The sequence below is a fragment of the Burkholderia sp. Ac-20379 genome (assembly GCF_017104645.1).
In the GTDB taxonomy this organism is placed as follows: domain Bacteria; phylum Pseudomonadota; class Gammaproteobacteria; order Burkholderiales; family Burkholderiaceae; genus Burkholderia.
This window is the reverse complement of the sequence record NZ_JAAGPF010000135.1, coordinates 1-19,163: the sequence shown is the minus strand read 5'-3', so window position 1 is coordinate 19,163 and position 19,163 is coordinate 1. Positions and strand designations below refer to the sequence as shown.

The window sequence follows — 19,163 nt, the reverse complement described above, 5'->3', positions numbered from 1 at the left end:
TGACCGGATCGATGTAGGTGCTCGTTTGAATCAACACGCGACCACCGACATCTCCCCTGCCACCACCCCTCTTTCCCTACACGCCGCTCTTCCGATCTCGCCGGCGCCGCAGCCGGCGCGCTCGCCGGTGCGGCAATCGCCGCGCCGGTCGCGTCGAGCGGCGGCACGGTCAGCGTCGCGCCGAGCCGCATCCGGCTCGGATCGTGTTTCATGAACGCCTGCGGGTTCGCCGCGAACAGCGCGCGGCCCGCCCGGCCCAAAACGGCCGGATCGTGCGATTGCGTGACGGCGATGGCGATATCGTTGAGCGACTGCCCCGGCCGGACCGTCACCGATTGCGGCGCTGCCGCAGCGGCCGGCGCCGCGGCATCCGGCGTCGCGGCCTGCGCGAGCGGCGCGGCGGCCGACATCAGCGCAACGGCTGCGGCCGCGATCGCGCGCATCGCGAACGTGCGGGACATCAGTGCGGAAAACGAGGCAACGGAAGCCTTACCGGAGGGAGATCGCAGCGTCATCGGTACATTCGCCGCGGCAGCGCGCGGCCCTGGTTCACGTTGGAGGGAGGGCAGGATTCGGGACGTTCGCATCAGCGCGCCGGAAGAACGGCGGCACTGCGCGACGCCGGATTGCGTCGTAGCGGCGTAGTTTACTTTACCCGCCGCCCGTTTCGTCGGAATTGTCGCCCGCCCTGCGATACAGGCAGGCTAGAAGCCCCGTTCGCCCCGCCTCGCCCGCCCCAAAAGCAAAGCGGCGTTCGCCGCCCCCGGCTTGGCACCGGGCGCCACGAACGCCGCCGCCGTCCTTCCGGACGCGGACCGCGCTGGCTTACTTGTCGAGCAGGATGCGCAGCATGCGGCGCAGCGGCTCGGCCGCGCCCCACAGCAGCTGATCGCCAACCGTGAACGCGGACAGATACTCGCCGCCCATCGCCAGCTTGCGCAGACGGCCGACCGGCACCGACAGCGTGCCCGTCACCACGGCCGGCGACAGATCGCGCATCGACGCTTCGCGCTCGTTCGGCACGACCTTCACCCAATCGTTGGCCGAGGCCAGGATACCGTGCACTTCGTCGAGCGGCACGTCCTTCTTCAGCTTGATGGTCAATGCCTGCGAGTGACAGCGCATCGCGCCGATCCGCACGCACAGGCCGTCGACGGGGATCGAACCCGGTTCGCCCATGGCCGGCTTGCCGAGGATCTTGTTGGTTTCCGCGCCGCCCTTCCACTCTTCCTTCGACATCCCGTTGCCGAGATCCTTGTCGATCCAGGGGATCAGCGAGCCGGCCAGCGGCACGCCGAACTGGCTGGTGGGCATCGCGTCGCTGTTCATCGTGGCCAGCACGCGGCGGTCGATGTCGAGGATCGCCGAAGCCGGATCGGCCAGTTGCTCGGCCACGGCGTGGTTCAGCGCGCCCATCTGCGAGAGCAGCTCGCGCATGTTCTGCGCGCCGGCGCCCGAAGCAGCCTGATAGGTCATGGCCGTCATCCAGTCGACGAGGCCTTCGCGGAACAGGCCGCCCAGCGCCATCAGCATCAGGCTGACCGTGCAGTTGCCGCCGACGAAATTCTTCGTGCCCTTGACGAGCGCGTCCTTGATCACGTCGAGGTTGACCGGATCGAGAATGATGACCGCGTCGTCCTTCATGCGCAGCGACGAAGCCGCGTCGATCCAGTAGCCGTCCCAGCCGGCCGAGCGCAGCTTCGGGAACACCTCGTTGGTGTAGTCGCCGCCCTGGCACGTGATGATCACGTCGCACTTGCGCAGTTCGTCGATGTTCGTCGCGTCTTTCAGCGTGGTCTCGTTCTTAGCGAAGGCCGGCGCCTTGCCGCCCGTGTTGCTGGTGCTGAAAAACACCGGCTCGATCAGATTGAAATCGCCTTCTTCCTGCATGCGCTGCATCAGCACGCTGCCGACCATGCCGCGCCAACCTACGAGACCTACGTTCATGACTAACCCTTTGCTTGAGAGCTTCCCCGCCTTTTCCGTCCCCCGGCGCAACCGCGCGGGGAAATCAGGCGGGCACGACGGACGACGATCAGCTTTTCGTGATCGTTTTCGTGATGATGATTTTCGTGGAGACGATGGCGCGCGCACCCGCACGGGCTTGAATGCCGTGGAGGTTCAGGACCGGGGAGATCGAGAGATTCTGCGCCATGCGAAGCAGTCTACACAAACCTGATGGGCCGTACAACGACCCGCTGAAACTATCGTGCCCGATGTTGCTCGCACGCCCCGCAACCGGAGCCCGCGCGCGAAAAGCGCACCGGAACACACCTGTCGAACCGGGCGGCGGACGCGCGGGCCACCTGGCCCGCGCGTCCGCCCCGCCCTGGTCTTACAGCGCCGCGATGACCGCGTCGCCCATCTGCGCCGTGCCCACCTGCTTGCAGCCCGGCGTGGCGATGTCGCCCGTGCGGTAGCCCTGCTCCAGCACCGTCTGCACCGCGCGCTCGATGCGGTCGGCCTGCTCGCCGCGGTTCAGCGAGTAGCGCAGCAGCATCGCGGCCGACAGGATCGTGGCCAGCGGATTGGCGATACCCTTGCCGGCGATGTCCGGCGCCGAGCCGTGCGACGGCTCGTACAGGCCCTTGTTGTTCTTGTCGAGCGAGGCCGACGGCAGCATGCCGATCGAACCCGTCAGCATGGCCGCTTCGTCGGACAGGATGTCGCCGAACATGTTGCCGGTGACGATCACGTCGAACTGCTTCGGCGCCTTGGCGAGCTGCATGGCCGCGTTGTCGACGTACATGTGCGACAGCTCGACGTCCGCGTATTCCTTCGACACGTCGATCATGATGTCGCGCCAGAACTGCGAGGTTTCGAGCACGTTCGCCTTGTCCACCGACAGCAGCTTCTTCTGGCGCTTCTGCGCGGCCTGGAACGCGACGTGCGCGATGCGGCGCACTTCCGGCTCCGAATAGCGCATCGTGTCGAAGCCTTCGCGCGCACCGGCGAACGGGCCGTCCGGCGCTTCGCGCGTGCCGCGCGGCTGGCCGAAATAGATGTCGCCGTTCAGTTCGCGCACGATCAGGATGTCGAGGCCCGAGATCAGTTCCGGCTTCAGCGGCGAGGCGTCGACGAGCTGCTCGTAGCAGATCGCCGGGCGGAAGTTCGCGAACAGTTCGAGGTGCTTGCGCAGCCCGAGAATCGCCTGCTCCGGGCGCAGCGCGCGCTCGAGCGAATCGTATTTCCAGTCGCCGACCGCGCCGAACAGGATCGCGTCCGCTTCCTTGGCCAGCTTCAGCGTGGCGTCCGGCAGCGGGTGGCCCGCGGCCTCGTAGCCCGCGCCGCCGACCGGCGCCTGTTCGAGTTCGAACTTTTCGTCGAGGGCGTTCAGCACCTTCACCGCTTCGGTGACGATCTCTTGACCGATGCCGTCGCCCGGCAGCACTGCAATCTTCATGCGATTTTCCTGGTAAGGGTTGGATTCGAATCGGCGGCGCGCGCGATGCATGCCCCGCATCGCGCGCAACTCGGCATTATCCGATCAGGCGGTTGTTGAGCCAGGGCTGCTTGGCGAGCCGCTCCGCCTCGAACTGGCGGATCTTGTCGGCGTGACGCAGCGTCAGGCCGATGTCGTCGAAGCCGTTCAGCAGGCAGTACTTGCGGAACGCCGTGACCTCGAACGGATACTCGCGGCCGTCACCCGTGCGCACCAGTTGCGCATCGAGGTCGATCGTCAGCGTGAAGCCGTTGAACGCGTACGTTTCGTTGAACAGGTGATCGACCTGCTGTTCGCTCAGCACGATCGGCAGCAGGCCGTTCTTGAAGCAGTTGTTGAAGAAGATGTCGGCGAAGCTCGGCGCGATGATCGCGCGGAAGCCGTATTGCTCGAGCGCCCACGGGGCGTGCTCGCGCGAGCTGCCGCAGCCGAAGTTCTTGCGCGCCAGCAGCACCGAGGCGCCTTGGTAGCGCGCCTGGTTCAGCACGAAATCGGGGTTCAGCGGACGCTTCGAGTTGTCCTGACCCGGCTCGCCGTGATCGAGGTAACGCCATTCGTCGAACGCGTTCGGGCCGAAGCCGGTGCGCTTGATCGATTTCAGGAACTGCTTCGGGATGATCGCGTCGGTGTCGACGTTTTCACGATCGAGCGGCGCCACGACGCCGGAATGCACTGTGAATTTTTCCATGATCCGTTTCCAGATTGTCAGCTCGCGGCGCGCGAGATCGCGCGGCCTGCGGCATTGATGTCCTCGCCGACGCCCGCCACCGTATTGCAGGCGGCCAGCCCGAGCACGACGCCCGCCAGGGCGAGCACCGCGACGAGGCGGCTCACGATGATGCTGTTGCGGCGCATGCGTTCAACCGAGCCGGCGAATGTCGACGAAGTGGCCTTCGATCGCGGCCGCTGCCGCCATCGCCGGGCTGACCAGATGCGTGCGGCCGCCCGCGCCCTGACGCCCTTCGAAATTGCGGTTCGACGTGGAGGCGCAACGCTCGCCCGGATCGAGACGATCGGCGTTCATCGCGAGACACATCGAGCAACCGGGTTCGCGCCATTCGAAGCCGGCGTCGGTGAACACCTTGTCGAGCCCTTCGCGCTCGGCCTGCGCCTTCACGAGGCCCGAACCCGGCACCACCATCGCCAGACGCACGTTCGATGCGACGCGGCGGTTCAGCTTCTTGACCACGTAGGCGGCCGCGCGGATGTCTTCGATGCGCGCGTTGGTGCACGAACCGATGAAGATCTTGTCGACCTTGATCGACTCGATCGGCGTGTTCGGTTCGAGCGCCATGTAGGCCAGCGCGCGCTCCATCGCGCTGCGCTTGACCGGATCCTTCTCGCGCTCGGGATCCGGCACGCGGCTGTCCACCGCCGTGACCATTTCCGGCGACGTGCCCCAGGTGACTTGCGGCACGATGTCGGCGGCCGTCAGCTCGACCACGCGGTCGAACTGCGCGCCGTCGTCCGACTTGAAGGTGCGCCAGTACTGCACGGCCTGATCCCATTCCGCGCCGGTCGGCGAGAACGGACGCCCCTTCAGGTATTCGATCGTGGTGTCGTCCACCGACACCATGCCGGCGCGCGCGCCCGCCTCGATCGCCATGTTGCAGACCGTCATGCGGCCTTCCATCGACAGCGAGCGGATCATCGAGCCGCCGAATTCCATCGCGTAGCCCGTGCCGCCGGCCGTGCCGATCTTGCCGATGATGGCCAGCACGATGTCCTTCGCCGTGCAGCCGCGCGGCAGTTGGCCGTCGACCTTGATCAGCAGGTTCTTGCTCTTTTTCTGGAGCAAGGTTTGCGTGGCCAGCACGTGCTCGACTTCCGAGGTGCCGATGCCGTGCGCGAGCGCGCCGAACGCGCCGTGCGTGGACGTGTGCGAATCGCCGCAGACGATCGTCATGCCCGGCAGCGTCGCGCCCTGCTCCGGCCCGATGATGTGCACGATGCCCTGGCGGACGTCGTTCATCTTGAATTGGGTGATGCCGAAGCTGTCGCAGTTCGTGTCCAGCGTGTCGACCTGCAGCTTCGAGACCGGATCGGCGATGCCGTGCGTGCGATCGGTGGTCGGAACGTTATGATCCGACACGGCCAGGTTCGCGCTGATCCGCCACACCGGGCGCTCGGCCATCTTCAGCCCTTCGAACGCCTGCGGGCTGGTCACCTCGTGCAGCAGATGACGATCGATGTAGAGCAAGGTGGTGCCGTCCTCTTCTGCGTGGACGACGTGCGAATTCCACAATTTGTCGTAGAGAGTCTGTGCCATGGTATGCGGGGTAGTTGTGACGACAAGTCCTTCTGGTGCAGACGATTATGCCACCAAGATGACGCCACGGCACTACCAGGATGCGAAAAAACCCAATAAAAACAGTGAGTTGAGTAGTAGTTTCGATACCTGGATAAGTTTTACCGGGCAATCGGGGCCAGCTTGGCGCAGGCCGGCGCGCTCAGGCGGCGACGTCGTACTGCACCGTCAGTTGCCCTTTCTTCTCCTTGACGCGGGCGATCGTGACCGCCCCTACCGCGGCGGTGTCCGCCACGTGCGTGCCGCCGCACGGGCTGGCGTCGAGCGTGCCGTACGCGAGCATGCGCATGCCGTCGCGCTCGGTCAGCACGCGCGGCAGCGCCGCCGCGACCAGCGCGTCGACCGCATCGGCCAGCGCCTGCGCGTCCATCTCGCGCGCGTCGGCGTCGCGTTCCATGACCACGCGCGCCTCGCCCGGCCAGTGGTGCCCCTTCACCGCGCGCCAGCCGAACGTGGCCGCCGCGTAGGCGATCAGATGGCCGGCCGAATGCAGCCGCGCATGCAGCGTGCGCGGCGCGGCGTCGACCTCGATCGACACCGCGCCCGCCGGCACCGCGCGATCGGTGACATGCACGACGGTGTCGCCTTCGATCGCCACATGCAGCACGTTCGCCTCGCCGATGCAGCCGGTGTCGGCGCGCTGGCCGCCGCCCTGCGGATGGAACAGCGTCTCGGCCAGCACCACGCGAAAGCGCGTGGCGCCATCGCCCGGCTCGGCCGGCGCCTCCGGCTCGCAGGCAAGCACCTGGGTGGTCAAGGTCAGCGCATCGCTGTCGAAATAGCGGCGGATCGTCATCGTTACTCCTGCTGGCATGAATTCGAGGCTCCGACTATGCGGGCGGCGCGCTCGGCGCTCAAGGGGGCCGCGCGCTTCAATTTTTTACAATCCAGGCCCGTTTCGCGCCGCTAGTGTGAAGCCCATCCCCCGAATTCCGCCCTCGCCGGGCTTCTCTTCAGCCAGGATTCACGCCTCATGGAACACGCTTCGACGCCGGACCAGCCCGCCCTCGATTTCAGCAGCGACAACATCGCCGGCGCGGCTCCGGCCGTGCTCGACGCATTAGTGGCCTGCGCGGCCGGCCACGCCGCCCCGTACGGCAACGACCCGTGGACGGCGCGCGTCGAGCAGCGCCTGGCCGACCTGTTCGAGCACGAGGTGGCGGTGTTCATCGTCGGCACCGGCACGGCCGCCAACGCGCTCGCGCTGGCCGCGCTGACGCCGCCCTGGGGCAGCGTGCTGTGTCACCCGGGCAGCCACATCAACAACGACGAATGCGGCGCGCCCGCCTTCTACGCCGACGGCGCGAAGCTGATCGCGGTGGACGGCCCCGCCGGCAAGCTCGATCCCGACGCGCTGCGCGCGGCCGCCCGCGCCAAGCGCGGCGACGTGCACACCACGCAGCCGTCGGCCGTCAGCATCACGCAGGCCACCGAGATCGGCAGCGTCTACACGCTCGACGAGATCGGCGCGATCGGCGAGATCTGCCGCGCCGCCGAACTGCCGTTGCACATGGACGGCGCGCGCTTCGCCAACGCGCTGGTGTCGCTCGATGTGTCGCCCGCCGACATGACCTGGCGCGCCGGCGTGGACGTGCTGTCGTTCGGCGCAACCAAGAACGGCGTGCCCGGTTCGGATGCCGTGGTGGTGTTCGACCCGCGCCGTGCGCGGGAACTGGCGTTCCGGCGCAAGCGCGCCGGCCATTTGAGCTCGAAGATGCGCTTCCTGTCCGCCCCGCTCGACGCCTATCTGACCGGCGACCTGTGGCTGCGCAACGCGCGCCACGCGAACGCGATGGCGCAACGGCTCGCGGCCGGGCTGGCGGGCGTGCCGGGCGTGGACATGACGGGCGGCACCGAGGCGAACATTCTGTTCTGCCGCCTGCCGCAGCCGGTGATCGCCGGCCTGCTGGCGGCCGGCGTGCGCTTCTATCACGATCGCTGGGCGCCGGGCGTCGTGCGCTTCGTCACGTCGTTCGCGACGACGGCGCAGGAAGTCGATCGCCTGATCGCGCTGGCGCGAGGCGTGAAAGACGCGGGGTGAACGATTCGGCCTGAAGCCCGGCCGGGACGAAGCTCAGTAGCGCGACGGCGCGCAGCCGAATGCGCGCCGGAACGCGCGGTTGAAGTGGCTCTGATCGTAGAAGCCGACGGCCTGCGCCACTTCCGCGATCGACTGCGTGCCGCGATGCAGCATCGTGCACGCCCGTTCGAGGCGCAGCCGCACGAGCCACGCATGCGGCGTCATGCCCGTGGTCTGTTTGAACAACTTCAGGAATACGAACCGGTCGACTTCGCACAGGGCGGCCAGCGCTTCCAGCGTGATCTTCTCGGCCAGATGCGCCTCGCAGTACTCGCGCACGCGCCGCCATTGCGCATCGGCCAGGCCGCCGCCCACCTCGCGCGGCACGAACCCGCGCGACTGCACGAACAGCCGTTCGAGCGCGAGCAGCCACGCCGATTGCAGGCCGAGCGGGCCGTCCAGATCCTCGGTGCGCAGCGCGGTGTGGATCGCGCTGAGCCGCTGCGCGAGGGCCGGATCGGTCAGCGTCGCGCCGTGCAGCACCGGGCCGTTCGCGCCGCCCGCCAATTCGTCGGCGATGCCGGCCAGCCACTCGGGCGGCAGCCGGAACGTCTTCAGCGAATACGCGGCGTCGCCCACCCGCGTGCCGTCGTGCACCTCGCCGGGCGGCATCAGCGAAATGCTGCCGGGGCCGAGCAACAGGCTGTGGCCGCCGACCTGCTGGCGCTGCACGCCATCGGTCACGATGCCGACGTGGAAATCGAGGTGGTAATGCCGATCGAAACGGAATTCGCTGAAACGCGCGTCGCCGAGCACGAGTCCGGGGACATCGCGGCTGCGGGTGTATTCGACACGGTCTTTCATCGGGAGCGGGCGGAAAGGAAAAATGGCCGGCGTCGCATCGGACGCGCGACGAACGGCGATCGAGGTTAGCACGCCCGCCCGGCGTGCGCTCGCCTTACTCAGTCACGCTGGTCGGGGCCGGCGTGGCGAACTTGAAGCCTTCCGACGACTTCGCGATGCGGCTGGTCTCGCAGGTGGGCCGGATTTCGCCGTGCGTCACGGACGACAGCAACGAGGCGCTGGCCGCCATCACGGCCAGCGAGGCCAGACCGTAACCGGCGCCGAGGCCGCTGTTGGTGTTCTGCGAGAACGACGGGCCGCGCGCCGCGTTGGGTTGGCACGACACGCCAGCCACGGCAGGCTTCTTGACCAGTTCGCCGCTCGCCGCATCGTTGATGTTCTGCTCGATGACGCCGGCCTGAGCGGCCGACATCGTCAGCGCCGTGCCCATCAGCATCGACGACAAAAAGAATCGAATACGCATTACGGCCCCCAACTCTCATTGATTTTGGTGAATATCAGGCAGTGTAGACGGTTCCACCGAGGATCCTGTCTAGATTTGTGCAGCCAGGCAGGCGCCGCCCAAGCGGCATTCACGGCGGCGGCGCATGGCACACGACACAGAGCTTGTTGCCGTCCGGATCGCGGAAATACGCACCGTAATAGTCGGGATGGTATTGCGGACGCAGCCCCGGCGGCCCCTCGCAGCGCCCGCCCGCCGCGAGCGCCAGCGCATGGCAACGGTCGACCGTGGCGCGGTCGCCGGCCAACAGCGCCACCATCGGGCCGTTGCCCGGCGCGGCGGCCCCGCCGTCGAACGGCCGGCAGATCAGGAACAGCGGCCGCGCGGCGTCGGCCGGCATCCAGCCGGTCATCTCGGGCGGCGAGCGAAACTTCAGCGGCAGGCCCAGCGCCGCCATCAACGGCGCGTAGAACGCATGCGCGCGCTCGACATCGGCAACCCCGATACAGATGTGCGACAGCATGCCGTGCTCCGGGAAGATCGAACGCGACGATCATGCCACGGCGGCACGCTTGTCGCCTCGCACAAAGAAAAACACCCCGGCAGCCGAAGCTGCCGGGGTGTTTCGCTTGCCGCCCGAATCGGAAACGCTTAGGCGCGCTTATCGATCGAGGTGGCTTCGCGTTGCGTTTCGCCGACGAACAGCTGACGCGGACGGCCGATCTTCTGTTCCGGATCGCCGATCATTTCGTTCCACTGGCCGATCCAGCCCACCGTACGCGCCATCGCGAAGATGCAGGTGAACATGGCGGTCGGGATGCCCAGCGCGCGCTGAACGATGCCCGAGTAGAAATCGACGTTCGGGTACAGCTTGCGCGACACGAAGTATTCGTCTTCCAGCGCGATCTTCTCGAGCTGCATCGCGAGCTTGAACAGCGGGTCGTCGTGCAGGCCCAGTTCGTTCAGCACTTCGTGGCAGGTTTCGCGCATCAGCTTCGCACGCGGGTCGTAGTTCTTGTACACGCGGTGACCGAAGCCCATCAGCTTCACGCCCGAGTTCTTGTCCTTCACTTGCTTGATGAACTCGGGGATGTTGTCCGGCGAACCGATCTGCTCGAGCATGTTCAGCGCGGCTTCGTTCGCGCCGCCGTGCGCCGGACCCCACAGACAGGCGATACCGGCAGCGATACAGGCGAACGGGTTCGCGCCCGACGAACCGGCCAGACGGACGGTCGAGGTCGATGCGTTCTGCTCGTGATCGGCGTGCAGGATCAGGATACGGTCGAGGGCGCGCACCAGCACGTCGTTGACCTTGTACTCTTCGCACGGGTTCGCAAACATCATGTGCATGAAGTTCGCGCTGTACGAGAGTTCGTTCTTCGGGTACACGAACGGCTGGCCGATCGTGTACTTGTAGGCCATCGCAACCAGCGTCGGCAGCTTGGCGATCATGCGGATCGCCGACACTTCGCGGTGACGCGGGTCGTTGATGTCGAGCGAGTCGTGGTAGAACGCCGACAGCGCGCCGACTGCGGCGACCAGGATCGCCATCGGGTGCGCGTCGCGACGGAAGCCACGGAAGAAGAAGTGCATCTGCTCGTGCACCATCGTGTGCTTCGTGACGGTCTCGACGAACTCTTCCTTCTCCGCGGCGTTCGGCAGTTCGCCCTTCAGCAGCAGGTAGCAGGTTTCGAGGAAGTCCGCGTTTTGCGCGAGGTTGTCGATCGGGTAACCGCGGTACAGCAGTTCGCCCTTGTCCCCGTCAATGTACGTGATGGCCGAATTGCACGCCGCCGTGGACATGAAGCCCGGGTCGTACGTGAACTTGCCGGTCTGGCCGTACAGCTTGCGGATGTCGATTACGTCCGGGCCCAACGTGCCCTTGTAGATCGGCAGTTCGACGCTCGGCGAATTGTCGCTGAACGATAGCGTGGCTTTAACATCAGACGGAGTCATGGCACATCCTCAATCGAAAGTAGAAACGGGATTCGATAACGGGCGCGGCGCTCACACGCTGCGCAGCATCTCCAGCAGCCGGGAAACATCCGGGCCGGCAAGGTCGCCTTCCGGTTCCTTGCGCGCGAGCAGCAAGTCCATCAGGTCGTTGTCGGATAAGTCGAGCAGGCGGGTCAGCGCGCCCACGTCGGTATCGGTGAGGTCATGCTCGTATCGGTTGAGAAAACGATCGAGAATCACATCGTTTTCCAACAGACCGCGCCGCGCACGCCAGCGAAGGCGTGCGCGACGCAGCGGGTCGGACTGGTGCGACGAGTCAGTCATGTCGTATCAGGTCAGACCGCGCGGCGAACCATCAATTCCTTGATCTTGCCGATCGCCTTCGTCGGGTTCAGGCCCTTCGGGCAAACGTCGACGCAGTTCATGATCGTATGGCAACGGAACAGACGGTACGGATCCTCGAGGTTATCGAGGCGTTCGGCGGTGGCTTCGTCGCGGCTGTCCGCGATGAAGCGATACGCTTGCAGCAGGCCGGCCGGGCCGACGAACTTGTCCGGATTCCACCAGAAGCTCGGGCACGACGTGGAGCAGCTTGCGCACAGAATGCACTCGTACACGCCGTCCAGCTCTTCGCGTTCTTCCGGCGACTGCAGACGCTCCTTCTCGGGCGGCGGCGTGTCGTTGATCAGGAACGGCTTGATCGAGTGGTACTGGTTGAAGAAGTGCGTCATGTCGACGATCAGGTCGCGCACGACGGGCAGGCCCGGCAGCGGACGCAGCACGATCTTCTGCGGCAGTTCGTTCAGGTTGGTCAGACACGCCAGACCGTTCTTGCCGTTGATGTTCATCGCGTCCGAACCGCAGACGCCTTCACGGCACGAGCGACGGAACGACAGCGTTTCGTCCATTTCCTTCAGCTTGACCAGCGCGTCGAGCAGCATGCGTTCATGCGTGATCTCGACTTCGTACGTCTGCATGCGCGGCGCCGCGTCCTTGTCCGGATCGTAACGGTAGAGTTCAAAAATGCGTTTTGCCATTTCAAATTCCTTGGAGTCGGCTTAGAACGTACGCGCCTTGGGCGGCACCGATTCGACCGTCAGCGGCTGCATGTGCACCGGCTTGTAGTCGAGGCGATCGCCTTCGCTGAACCACAGCGTATGACGCATCCAGTTGTCGTCGTCGCGATGCGGATAGTCGTCCTGCGCATGCGCGCCGCGGCTTTCCTTGCGTGCCTCGGCCGACACCATCGTGGCGCGCGCCACTTCGACGAGGTTCTCCACTTCGAGCGCTTCGACGCGCGCCGTGTTGAACACCTTCGACTTGTCCTTCAGGTGGATGTGCTTCGCACGCTCCGTGACCTTCTTGATGTCCTGCACGCCTTCGGCCAGCAGCGCCGAGGTGCGGAACACGCCGGCATGCTTCTGCATCGAGCCGCGGATCTCGTTGGCGACGCTTTGCGCGTATTCGCCCGAGGTCGAGCTGTCGAGCTTGGCCAGACGCGAGAGTGCGAAATCGGCGGCGTCCTTCGGCAGCGGCTTGTGCTCGCGCTGCTTCTTGACGTGTTCGACGATGTGGTTGCCGGCCGCACGGCCGAACACCACGAGGTCGAGCAGCGAGTTCGTGCCCAGGCGGTTCGCGCCGTGGACCGACACGCACGAGCATTCGCCCACTGCGTAGAAGCCGTTGATCGGATCTTCGTGGCCCTTCGAGGTGCCGACGACCTGACCGTGAATGTTGGTCGGGATGCCGCCCATCTGGTAGTGGATGGTCGGCACGACCGGGATCGGTTCCTTGATGCAGTCGACGTTCGCGAACTTCAGTGCGATTTCGCGGATCGACGGCAGGCGCTTCAGAATCGTCTCGGCGCCGATGTGCGACAGGTCGAGCAGCACGTGATCCTTGTTCGGACCCACGCCGCGGCCTTCCTTGATTTCCTGGTCCATCGAGCGCGACACGAAATCGCGCGGCGCCAGATCCTTCAAGGTGGGCGCGTAGCGCTCCATGAAGCGTTCGCCGTCCGAGTTGCGCAGAATGCCGCCCTCGCCGCGCACGCCTTCGGTAATCAGCACGCCGGCACCGGCCACACCCGTCGGGTGGAACTGCCAGAACTCCATGTCCTGCAGCGCGATGCCCGAGCGCGCAGCCATGCCGAGGCCGTCGCCGGTGTTGATGAACGCGTTCGTGGATGCCGCGAAGATCCGGCCCGCGCCGCCCGTGGCGAACAGCGTGGTTTTGCCTTCGAGGATGTAGACGTCGCCCGTTTCCATTTCGAGGGCCGTCACGCCGAGCACGTCGCCGTCCGCGTCGCGGATCAGGTCGAGCGCCATCCATTCGACGAAGAACTGCGTCTTCGCCGCGACGTTCTGCTGATACAGCGTGTGCAGCAGCGCGTGACCGGTACGGTCGGCGGCCGCGCAGGCGCGCTGGACCGGCTTCTCGCCGTAGTTGGCCGTGTGGCCGCCGAACGGACGCTGGTAGATCGTGCCGTCCGCATTGCGGTCGAACGGCATGCCCATGTGTTCCAGTTCGTAGACGGCGTGCGGCGCTTCACGGCACATGAACTCGATCGCGTCCTGGTCGCCGAGCCAGTCGGAACCCTTGATCGTGTCGTAGAAGTGGTAATGCCAGTTGTCTTCGCTCATGTTGCCGAGCGAAGCGCCGATCCCGCCTTGGGCAGCGACCGTGTGCGAACGCGTCGGGAACACCTTCGACAGCACGCAGACCGACAGGCCCGCACGCGCCAGTTGCAGCGATGCGCGCATCCCGGAGCCGCCCGCGCCGACGATGACCACGTCGAACTTGCGACGCGGCAGGGAAGTATTGATTGCAGCCATTCTTTACACTCTCCAGAGAATCTGCGCAGCGTAGCCTGCGCACGCGAGCAGCCAGACGATCGTCAGCGATTGCAGCAGCAGCCGCACGCCGACAGGCTTCACGTAATCCATCCAGATGTCGCGAATGCCGACCCAGGCGTGATAGAACAGCGCCAGCAGCGTCACGAACGTCGCGAGCTTCATCCATTGCGTCGCGAAGATCGATGCCCAGCCGTCGTACGAAAAATCGCGTGCCGTAAAGAACCAGGCGAGCAGGATCACGGTGTAGACCGCCATGATCACGCCGGTGATCCGTTGCGCGAGCCAATCGCGCAGGCCGTAGTGAGCGCCGACGACGAGGCGCTTCGAGCCGATTCGGTTATTGCCAGACATTTTCTTAGAATGCTCCGAACAGTTTGAGCGCGACGACGGCCGTGAGGGCCAGCGAGACGACGAACACGACGATGGCCGTGCGCTTGCCGCTTTCCTTGGTGACGGCGTCGTGATTGACGTCCATCAGCAGGTGGCGGATGCCCGCGCAGAAATGATGGAGGAACGCCCAGGACAGCACGAGGACGATCAGCTTGACGAGAATATTGGAGAGGAAGGCCTTGAAAACATCGAAGCTGAGCTCAGATGTCAGGCTCTTGTCGAAGAGGTAGAGCAGGAAAGGAAGTGCGAGGAACAGCAATGCACCGCTGACTCGATGGAAGATCGACAATTGCCCCGCGATCGGCAGGCGATAGTTGCGGGTGATGTCTCCGATGCCGATATTCCGGTATTCCGGCCTCGGTTTTCTTACTGCTTCAGTCATGCTAGACCCCTACGATGTAGTCACACTAATCCGCGATTTTAGCGCCTTTTTATGTCGCGCTGCAGCGAAAACCTGCTCAGGATACTTGCTCTGCAGCGAACAAAAGGCGGCCCAAAACGTGCTTCGCATGTGGGCGCGAGCCGTTCCTCACTTGCCTCTCGGCCGTTTCGACGACGGCCTCGATCAATCCGATCAACTCAGATCGTTCTGATAGTAATACCCGGTTGTGACATACCAACCTCGCCGTACCTCGACCGGACGGTCTCCATAGGTATAGGACACGCGCTCGACCGACAGCAAAGGAAATCCACCGGCCACGCCCAGCAATTCGGCCACCGCCGGCTCCGCCGCCACTGCCCGCACCTTTTCGGTGGCGCGGATCATGCGGGTGCCGAACTCGGACTCGAACATCGCATAGAGCGGACCCTTGTAGTCGCTCAGGCGCTCGGACGTCAGCCCGCGGAACATCGCGCCGGGCAGCCAGATTTCGTCGAGCACGGTGGCCACGCCGTCGAATTCCAGCAGGCGGCGCACCTGAACCACCGGATCGGCCGGCTTCAGATCCAGTTGCCGCGCGATTTCGGCGGGGGCGCGCGTGCGCCGGCATTCCAGCAGGCGGCTCACGTGCGGATGCTCGACGCCGTCGTCGGCCAGCAGCCGCAGGAAGCGGAACTGCGCGCGCTCCTCGCTGTGGGTGGCCACGAACGTGCCCTTGCCCTGCCGGCGCACCAGCAGGTTGTCGGCGGCCAGCTCGTCGATCGCCTTGCGGACCGTGCCCTGGCTGACCTTGTAACGGGACGCCAGCTCGACCTCGCTGGGAATGATCTCGCCCGGCTTCCATTCGCCCGATTCGAGCCCCTGCGTGATCAATGCCTTGATCTGCTGGTATAAAGGGCTGAACGTGGGCGACGGCACCGGCGACGACGCAGGCGCCATCTCGCCGCCAGCCGTGGCCGGGCCGGGAGCGTTAGGGTTCGCCGCATTCGCCGGGTTGGATGTCATGGCGCGCATTTCAACACAAAGCCGAGTTTTCCGTCCACTCATTTCCCGCAATACATCTGTCTTATATAAGACATATGATACCGTTTGACTTTGACCCACCTCCCTCCTACACTCCGGGGCGAGCCGGGGATCGCGGTTCGAAGGCGCCTGGGCCTTGTCCCAAGCCGGTTTCCGGCCACGGCGCGACGGCATCGCGAATCCTCCGCCCTGCTTCAACGCATTGCTACGCGTAACACGCATAGAATGGCGTTCTGCTAGTTTCCTACGCTCATCGTCCTGGAGATTTCTCATGGCTAAGCCCGCAAAGCGCGTTGCCGTTACCGGCGCCGCAGGTCAAATCGCATACTCGCTGCTGTTCCGCATCGCGAACGGCGACCTGCTCGGCAAGGATCAACCGGTCATCCTGCAACTGCTCGACCTCCCGCAAGCACAAGCCGCCGTCAAGGGCGTCGTGATGGAACTCGACGACTGCGCGTTCCCGCTGCTGTCGGGCGTCGTCATCACCGACGATCCGAAGGTCGCGTTCAAGGATGCCGACGTCGCGCTGCTGGTCGGTGCGCGTCCGCGCTCGAAGGGCATGGAACGCAAGGATCTGCTGTCGGCCAACGCCGAGATCTTCACGGTTCAGGGCGCCGCGCTGAACGAAGTCGCCAGCCGCGACGTCAAGGTGCTGGTGGTCGGCAACCCGGCCAACACGAACGCCTACATCGCCATGAAGTCGGCGCCGGATCTGCCGAAGAAGAACTTCACGGCCATGCTGCGCCTGGACCACAACCGCGCGCTGTCGCAACTGGCCGCCAAGTCGGGCAAGCCGGTCGCCTCGATCGAGAAGCTGGCCGTGTGGGGCAACCACTCGCCGACGATGTACCCGGATTTCCGTTTCGCATCGGCCGAAGGCGAATCGATGCTGAAGCTGATCAACGACGACGTGTGGAACCGCGACACGTTCATCCCGACGGTCGGCAAGCGCGGCGCGGCGATCATCGAAGCGCGCGGCCTGTCGTCGGCCGCTTCGGCCGCCAACGCAGCGATCGACCACGTCCGTGACTGGGTCCTGGGCACGAACGGCAAGTGGGTCACGATGGGCATCCCGTCGGACGGCTCGTACGGCATCCCCGAAGACATCATCTACGGCGTGCCGGTCACCTGCGAAAACGGCGAATACAAGCGCGTGGAAGGCCTCGAGATCGACGCGTTCTCGCGCGAGAAGATGGACGGCACGCTGGCCGAGCTGCTCGAAGAGCGCGACGGCGTCGCCCACCTGCTGAAGTAAGGCAGCCCGGCGCGCGGCTCCGCCCCCCGGCGGGCCGCGCGCCACGCCGGCCGGCGCATTCCCTCGCGGGGTGCGCCGGCCGGCCGTTTTACCGCGATCCGCAACCGATCCGCGCACGCTTTGCCCCGCAGCCCGCAGCGCAGAGCCGGCCCGAATCCGCTGCTCACTCGATCCTCACGATCCGACGCGTAACGACGATGCCCGCCCTGTCTCCCGCCGAAGTGCTCTACGACGGCGCTTCGCCCCCCGCCCTCCTCCCCTGTTGCGATCACTACGCGGGCAGCGAAAAGCTGATGCGCAAGTCGCTCGCGCTGCAGGCCGAACTGGGCCCGGTGTTCGACGTCACGCTCGACTGCGAAGACGGCGCCGCGGTGGGCCGCGAGGCCGAGCACGCCGAGCTGGTGGCCGCCATGCTGAGCGACCCGGCCAACCGTCACGGCCGCGTCGGCGTCCGGATCCACGATTTCAGCCATCCGCACTGGCGCGACGACGTCCGCATCGTGCTGCGCGCCGCCCGCGCGCCGGCTTACATTACGCTTCCAAAAGTCGTCCACGCGGCCGATGTCGCCGAGGCCTGCGCCTTCATCGAAGGCACGCGCCGCGAGTTGGGCATCGCGCAGCCGATCCCGGCCGACGTCCTGATCGAAACCCACGGCGCGCTCGAACAGGTGGCGCGAATCGCCGCGCTGCCGAGCGTCTCGACGCTGAGCTTCGGGCTGATGGATTTCGTGTCCGCGCACCATGGCGCGATTCCCGACAGCGCAATGCGCGCGCCCGGCCAGTTCGACCACCCGCTCGTGCGGCGCGCCAAGCTCGAGATCGCCGCCGCCGCCCACGCACACGGCAAGACGCCCTCGCACAACGTCACCACCGAAATCCGCGACATGCAGGTGGTAGCCGGCAACGCGCGCCGCGCCCGCGACGAGTTCGGCTACACGCGCCAGTGGAGCATTCATCCCGCCCAGATCCCCGAGATCGTGGCCGCGTTCGCGCCGCGCGACGAGGAAATCGCGCTGGCCGCCGAGATCCTGCTGGCCGCGGCGGCAGCCGACTGGGGCCCGACGCGCCACCGCGACACGCTGCACGACCGCGCCAGCTACCGCTATTACTGGTCGGTGCTGCGCCGCGCCCATGCAACGGGCCGCGCGCTGCCGGCCGGCGTCGCGCGCTGGCTGCCGGCGCCGGCCGGCGCACAGGCATAAGCCATGCCTTCGCCGGCCGCCCGCCGCGATTTCGCAGCCGCCGCGCCATTCCCGTAACGGCGGCGCAATCGGCCCCGGCGCAGACGCCACGACAATCGCAAAATCGAGACAAAGTCTAAGAATTCCCTGAAAAACATCGGGCGAATTAGGAGAAAATAACGGCCGCTGCGCACATCGGGCGTGCGGTATTTCCCCTCGAAGAACGGGCCGGCCGCGCGCCCTCATTCACCGTATCCATAAAAAGGCTTTGAGCACATGAACAAACTGTTGATCGCCACCGCCATCGGCGCCTTGTCCGCGACGCTGCTGACCGTTGCGCCGGAAGCTTCGGCGCAAACGACCACCACGACGGCCAAGAAGGCCGTCGCCAAGCGTCCGGCGCCGAAGCGCCACCTGATCCCGCGCAGCAAGCGCGCGCGGGCTGCGGCAGCGGCGAAGGTCGATCCGGCACCGGAAGGCGCGGTCAAGTGGAGCTGCAAGGACGGCCTGTCCTACGAACTGGCCGGCGACATGAAGCGTGACCAGATCGTCACCGTCCACTGGGCGAACAAGAACTACAAGCTGCCGCGTCAAGCCACCACGACGGGCGCCGACGTGTTCTACGATCCGGCCAGCGGCCTGAAGCTGGTGGTGATCCCGACCAAGGGCATGCTGTTCAGCGACAAGGAAGACACGCGCCTGGCCGACGAATGCATGACGGCCGAAATGGCTTCGAGCGGCGCGCCGGCACCGACGCAGTCGAACGAACTGGCGCCGAACGTTCAGAAGTAAGCCGGCAGGCACCCCGCAGCACCCCGACCAGACAGGCGCTCCCACGACAGGAAACCTGATGTCCGTCCCGCAAACGACTGCCCGGCCCGCGCCGGGCCCGGTACGCGCCGAAGCACTCGGCGCCGTGCCGGGTTTCGAGATCGGCAGTGCGATCGCGCCGGCCACGGCGCGCCACGGCCGGCTCGGCGCACTCGATCGCGGCATGGCGTTCCTGTCGCCGCGCGCCTGCTCCGGCCGGCCGCGGCTGCCCGGCACA

The 19,163-nt window shown here is 65.9% G+C and carries 20 protein-coding genes and 3 pseudogenes; 6 read left to right on the top strand and 17 right to left on the bottom strand.

What is annotated here, in order from left to right:
- A pseudogene (locus tag G3N92_RS18255) lies at window positions 1-410 on the bottom strand (hypothetical protein); the annotation flags it as partial.
- 415 nt (window positions 411-825) lie between these two features.
- A complete protein-coding gene (asd, locus tag G3N92_RS18250; RefSeq protein WP_206128932.1) occupies window positions 826-1,947 on the bottom strand; it encodes an aspartate-semialdehyde dehydrogenase in 1,122 nt (373 codons plus the stop codon).
- On the opposite strand from asd, the pseudogene G3N92_RS18245 reads away from it, so the two are divergent.
- Window positions 1,946-2,108 (top strand): annotated as a pseudogene (locus G3N92_RS18245) (3-isopropylmalate dehydrogenase). The gene asd and the pseudogene G3N92_RS18245 overlap by 2 nt on opposite strands.
- Window positions 2,109-2,335: 227 nt before the next feature.
- Here the strand turns inward: G3N92_RS18245 and leuB are convergent.
- The 5 genes from leuB to G3N92_RS18220 form a co-directional block, all read right to left on the bottom strand.
- Window positions 2,336-3,403 carry a 3-isopropylmalate dehydrogenase gene (leuB, locus tag G3N92_RS18240; RefSeq protein ID WP_206128931.1) on the bottom strand — a complete coding sequence of 356 codons (1,068 nt, stop codon included), beginning with the start codon at window positions 3,401-3,403 and terminating at the stop codon, window positions 2,336-2,338.
- Window positions 3,404-3,479: 76 nt separating this feature from the next.
- Entirely contained in the window at window positions 3,480-4,130 is a 651-nt protein-coding gene (gene leuD, locus G3N92_RS18235; protein ID WP_206128930.1) for a 3-isopropylmalate dehydratase small subunit, read from the bottom strand.
- A gap of 17 nt (window positions 4,131-4,147) precedes the next feature.
- Window positions 4,148-4,297, bottom strand: a complete 150-nt coding sequence (locus G3N92_RS18230) for an entericidin A/B family lipoprotein (protein ID WP_206128929.1) — start codon at window positions 4,295-4,297, stop codon at window positions 4,148-4,150.
- A 4-nt stretch (window positions 4,298-4,301) separates the two neighbouring features.
- A complete protein-coding gene (gene leuC, locus G3N92_RS18225; RefSeq protein ID WP_206128928.1) occupies window positions 4,302-5,711 on the bottom strand; it encodes a 3-isopropylmalate dehydratase large subunit in 1,410 nt (469 codons plus the stop codon).
- Window positions 5,712-5,892: 181 nt separating this feature from the next.
- Complete coding sequence (locus G3N92_RS18220; RefSeq protein WP_241014867.1) at window positions 5,893-6,564, bottom strand: alanyl-tRNA editing protein; 672 nt, start codon at window positions 6,562-6,564, stop codon at window positions 5,893-5,895.
- A gap of 159 nt (window positions 6,565-6,723) precedes the next feature.
- Here G3N92_RS18220 and G3N92_RS18215 point away from each other — a divergent pair, with 159 nt between their 5' ends.
- Entirely contained in the window at window positions 6,724-7,791 is a 1,068-nt protein-coding gene (locus G3N92_RS18215) for a low specificity L-threonine aldolase (protein ID WP_206128927.1), read from the top strand.
- 33 nt (window positions 7,792-7,824) lie between these two features.
- On the opposite strand, the gene G3N92_RS18210 is transcribed toward G3N92_RS18215, so the two are convergent.
- The 10 genes from G3N92_RS18210 to G3N92_RS18165 form a co-directional block, all read right to left on the bottom strand.
- Complete coding sequence (locus G3N92_RS18210) at window positions 7,825-8,634, bottom strand: AraC family transcriptional regulator (RefSeq protein WP_206128926.1); 810 nt, start codon at window positions 8,632-8,634, stop codon at window positions 7,825-7,827.
- A 94-nt stretch (window positions 8,635-8,728) separates the two neighbouring features.
- The gene (locus G3N92_RS18205) at window positions 8,729-9,097 is read right to left on the bottom strand and encodes a hypothetical protein (protein WP_206128925.1); all 369 of its coding nucleotides are present in this window, start codon (window positions 9,095-9,097) and stop codon (window positions 8,729-8,731) included.
- Between the two features lie 109 nt (window positions 9,098-9,206).
- A complete protein-coding gene (locus G3N92_RS18200) occupies window positions 9,207-9,599 on the bottom strand; it encodes a VOC family protein (RefSeq protein ID WP_206128924.1) in 393 nt (130 codons plus the stop codon).
- A 128-nt stretch (window positions 9,600-9,727) separates the two neighbouring features.
- On the bottom strand, window positions 9,728-11,032 hold the full coding sequence (gene gltA / locus G3N92_RS18195) for a citrate synthase (protein WP_206128923.1): 1,305 nt from the start codon (window positions 11,030-11,032) through the stop codon (window positions 9,728-9,730).
- A 51-nt stretch (window positions 11,033-11,083) separates the two neighbouring features.
- The gene (locus tag G3N92_RS18190; RefSeq protein WP_206128922.1) at window positions 11,084-11,356 is read right to left on the bottom strand and encodes a succinate dehydrogenase assembly factor 2; all 273 of its coding nucleotides are present in this window, start codon (window positions 11,354-11,356) and stop codon (window positions 11,084-11,086) included.
- A gap of 11 nt (window positions 11,357-11,367) precedes the next feature.
- Window positions 11,368-12,069, bottom strand: coding sequence for a succinate dehydrogenase iron-sulfur subunit (locus G3N92_RS18185; protein WP_206128921.1), 702 nt, complete (start codon window positions 12,067-12,069; stop codon window positions 11,368-11,370).
- 21 nt (window positions 12,070-12,090) lie between these two features.
- Window positions 12,091-13,866, bottom strand: coding sequence for a succinate dehydrogenase flavoprotein subunit (gene sdhA / locus G3N92_RS18180; protein WP_206128920.1), 1,776 nt, complete (start codon window positions 13,864-13,866; stop codon window positions 12,091-12,093).
- A 3-nt stretch (window positions 13,867-13,869) separates the two neighbouring features.
- On the bottom strand, window positions 13,870-14,238 hold the full coding sequence (sdhD, locus tag G3N92_RS18175) for a succinate dehydrogenase, hydrophobic membrane anchor protein (protein ID WP_206128919.1): 369 nt from the start codon (window positions 14,236-14,238) through the stop codon (window positions 13,870-13,872).
- Between the two features lie 4 nt (window positions 14,239-14,242).
- Window positions 14,243-14,659 (bottom strand): succinate dehydrogenase, cytochrome b556 subunit, encoded by a 417-nt coding sequence (sdhC, locus tag G3N92_RS18170; protein WP_206128918.1) that lies wholly within the window; start codon window positions 14,657-14,659, stop codon window positions 14,243-14,245.
- A gap of 192 nt (window positions 14,660-14,851) precedes the next feature.
- Window positions 14,852-15,661 (bottom strand): GntR family transcriptional regulator, encoded by an 810-nt coding sequence (locus G3N92_RS18165; protein ID WP_206128917.1) that lies wholly within the window; start codon window positions 15,659-15,661, stop codon window positions 14,852-14,854.
- Window positions 15,662-15,950: 289 nt separating this feature from the next.
- On the opposite strand from G3N92_RS18165, the gene G3N92_RS18160 reads away from it, so the two are divergent.
- The 4 genes and pseudogenes from G3N92_RS18160 to prpD all read left to right on the top strand — a co-directional run.
- Window positions 15,951-16,934, top strand: coding sequence for a malate dehydrogenase (locus G3N92_RS18160; protein ID WP_206128916.1), 984 nt, complete (start codon window positions 15,951-15,953; stop codon window positions 16,932-16,934).
- 197 nt (window positions 16,935-17,131) lie between these two features.
- A complete protein-coding gene (locus G3N92_RS18155; protein ID WP_206128915.1) occupies window positions 17,132-18,136 on the top strand; it encodes an aldolase/citrate lyase family protein in 1,005 nt (334 codons plus the stop codon).
- A 255-nt stretch (window positions 18,137-18,391) separates the two neighbouring features.
- Window positions 18,392-18,907, top strand: coding sequence for a hypothetical protein (locus tag G3N92_RS18150; RefSeq protein WP_206128914.1), 516 nt, complete (start codon window positions 18,392-18,394; stop codon window positions 18,905-18,907).
- Between the two features lie 58 nt (window positions 18,908-18,965).
- Window positions 18,966-19,163 (top strand): annotated as a pseudogene (gene prpD / locus G3N92_RS18145) (2-methylcitrate dehydratase); the annotation flags it as partial.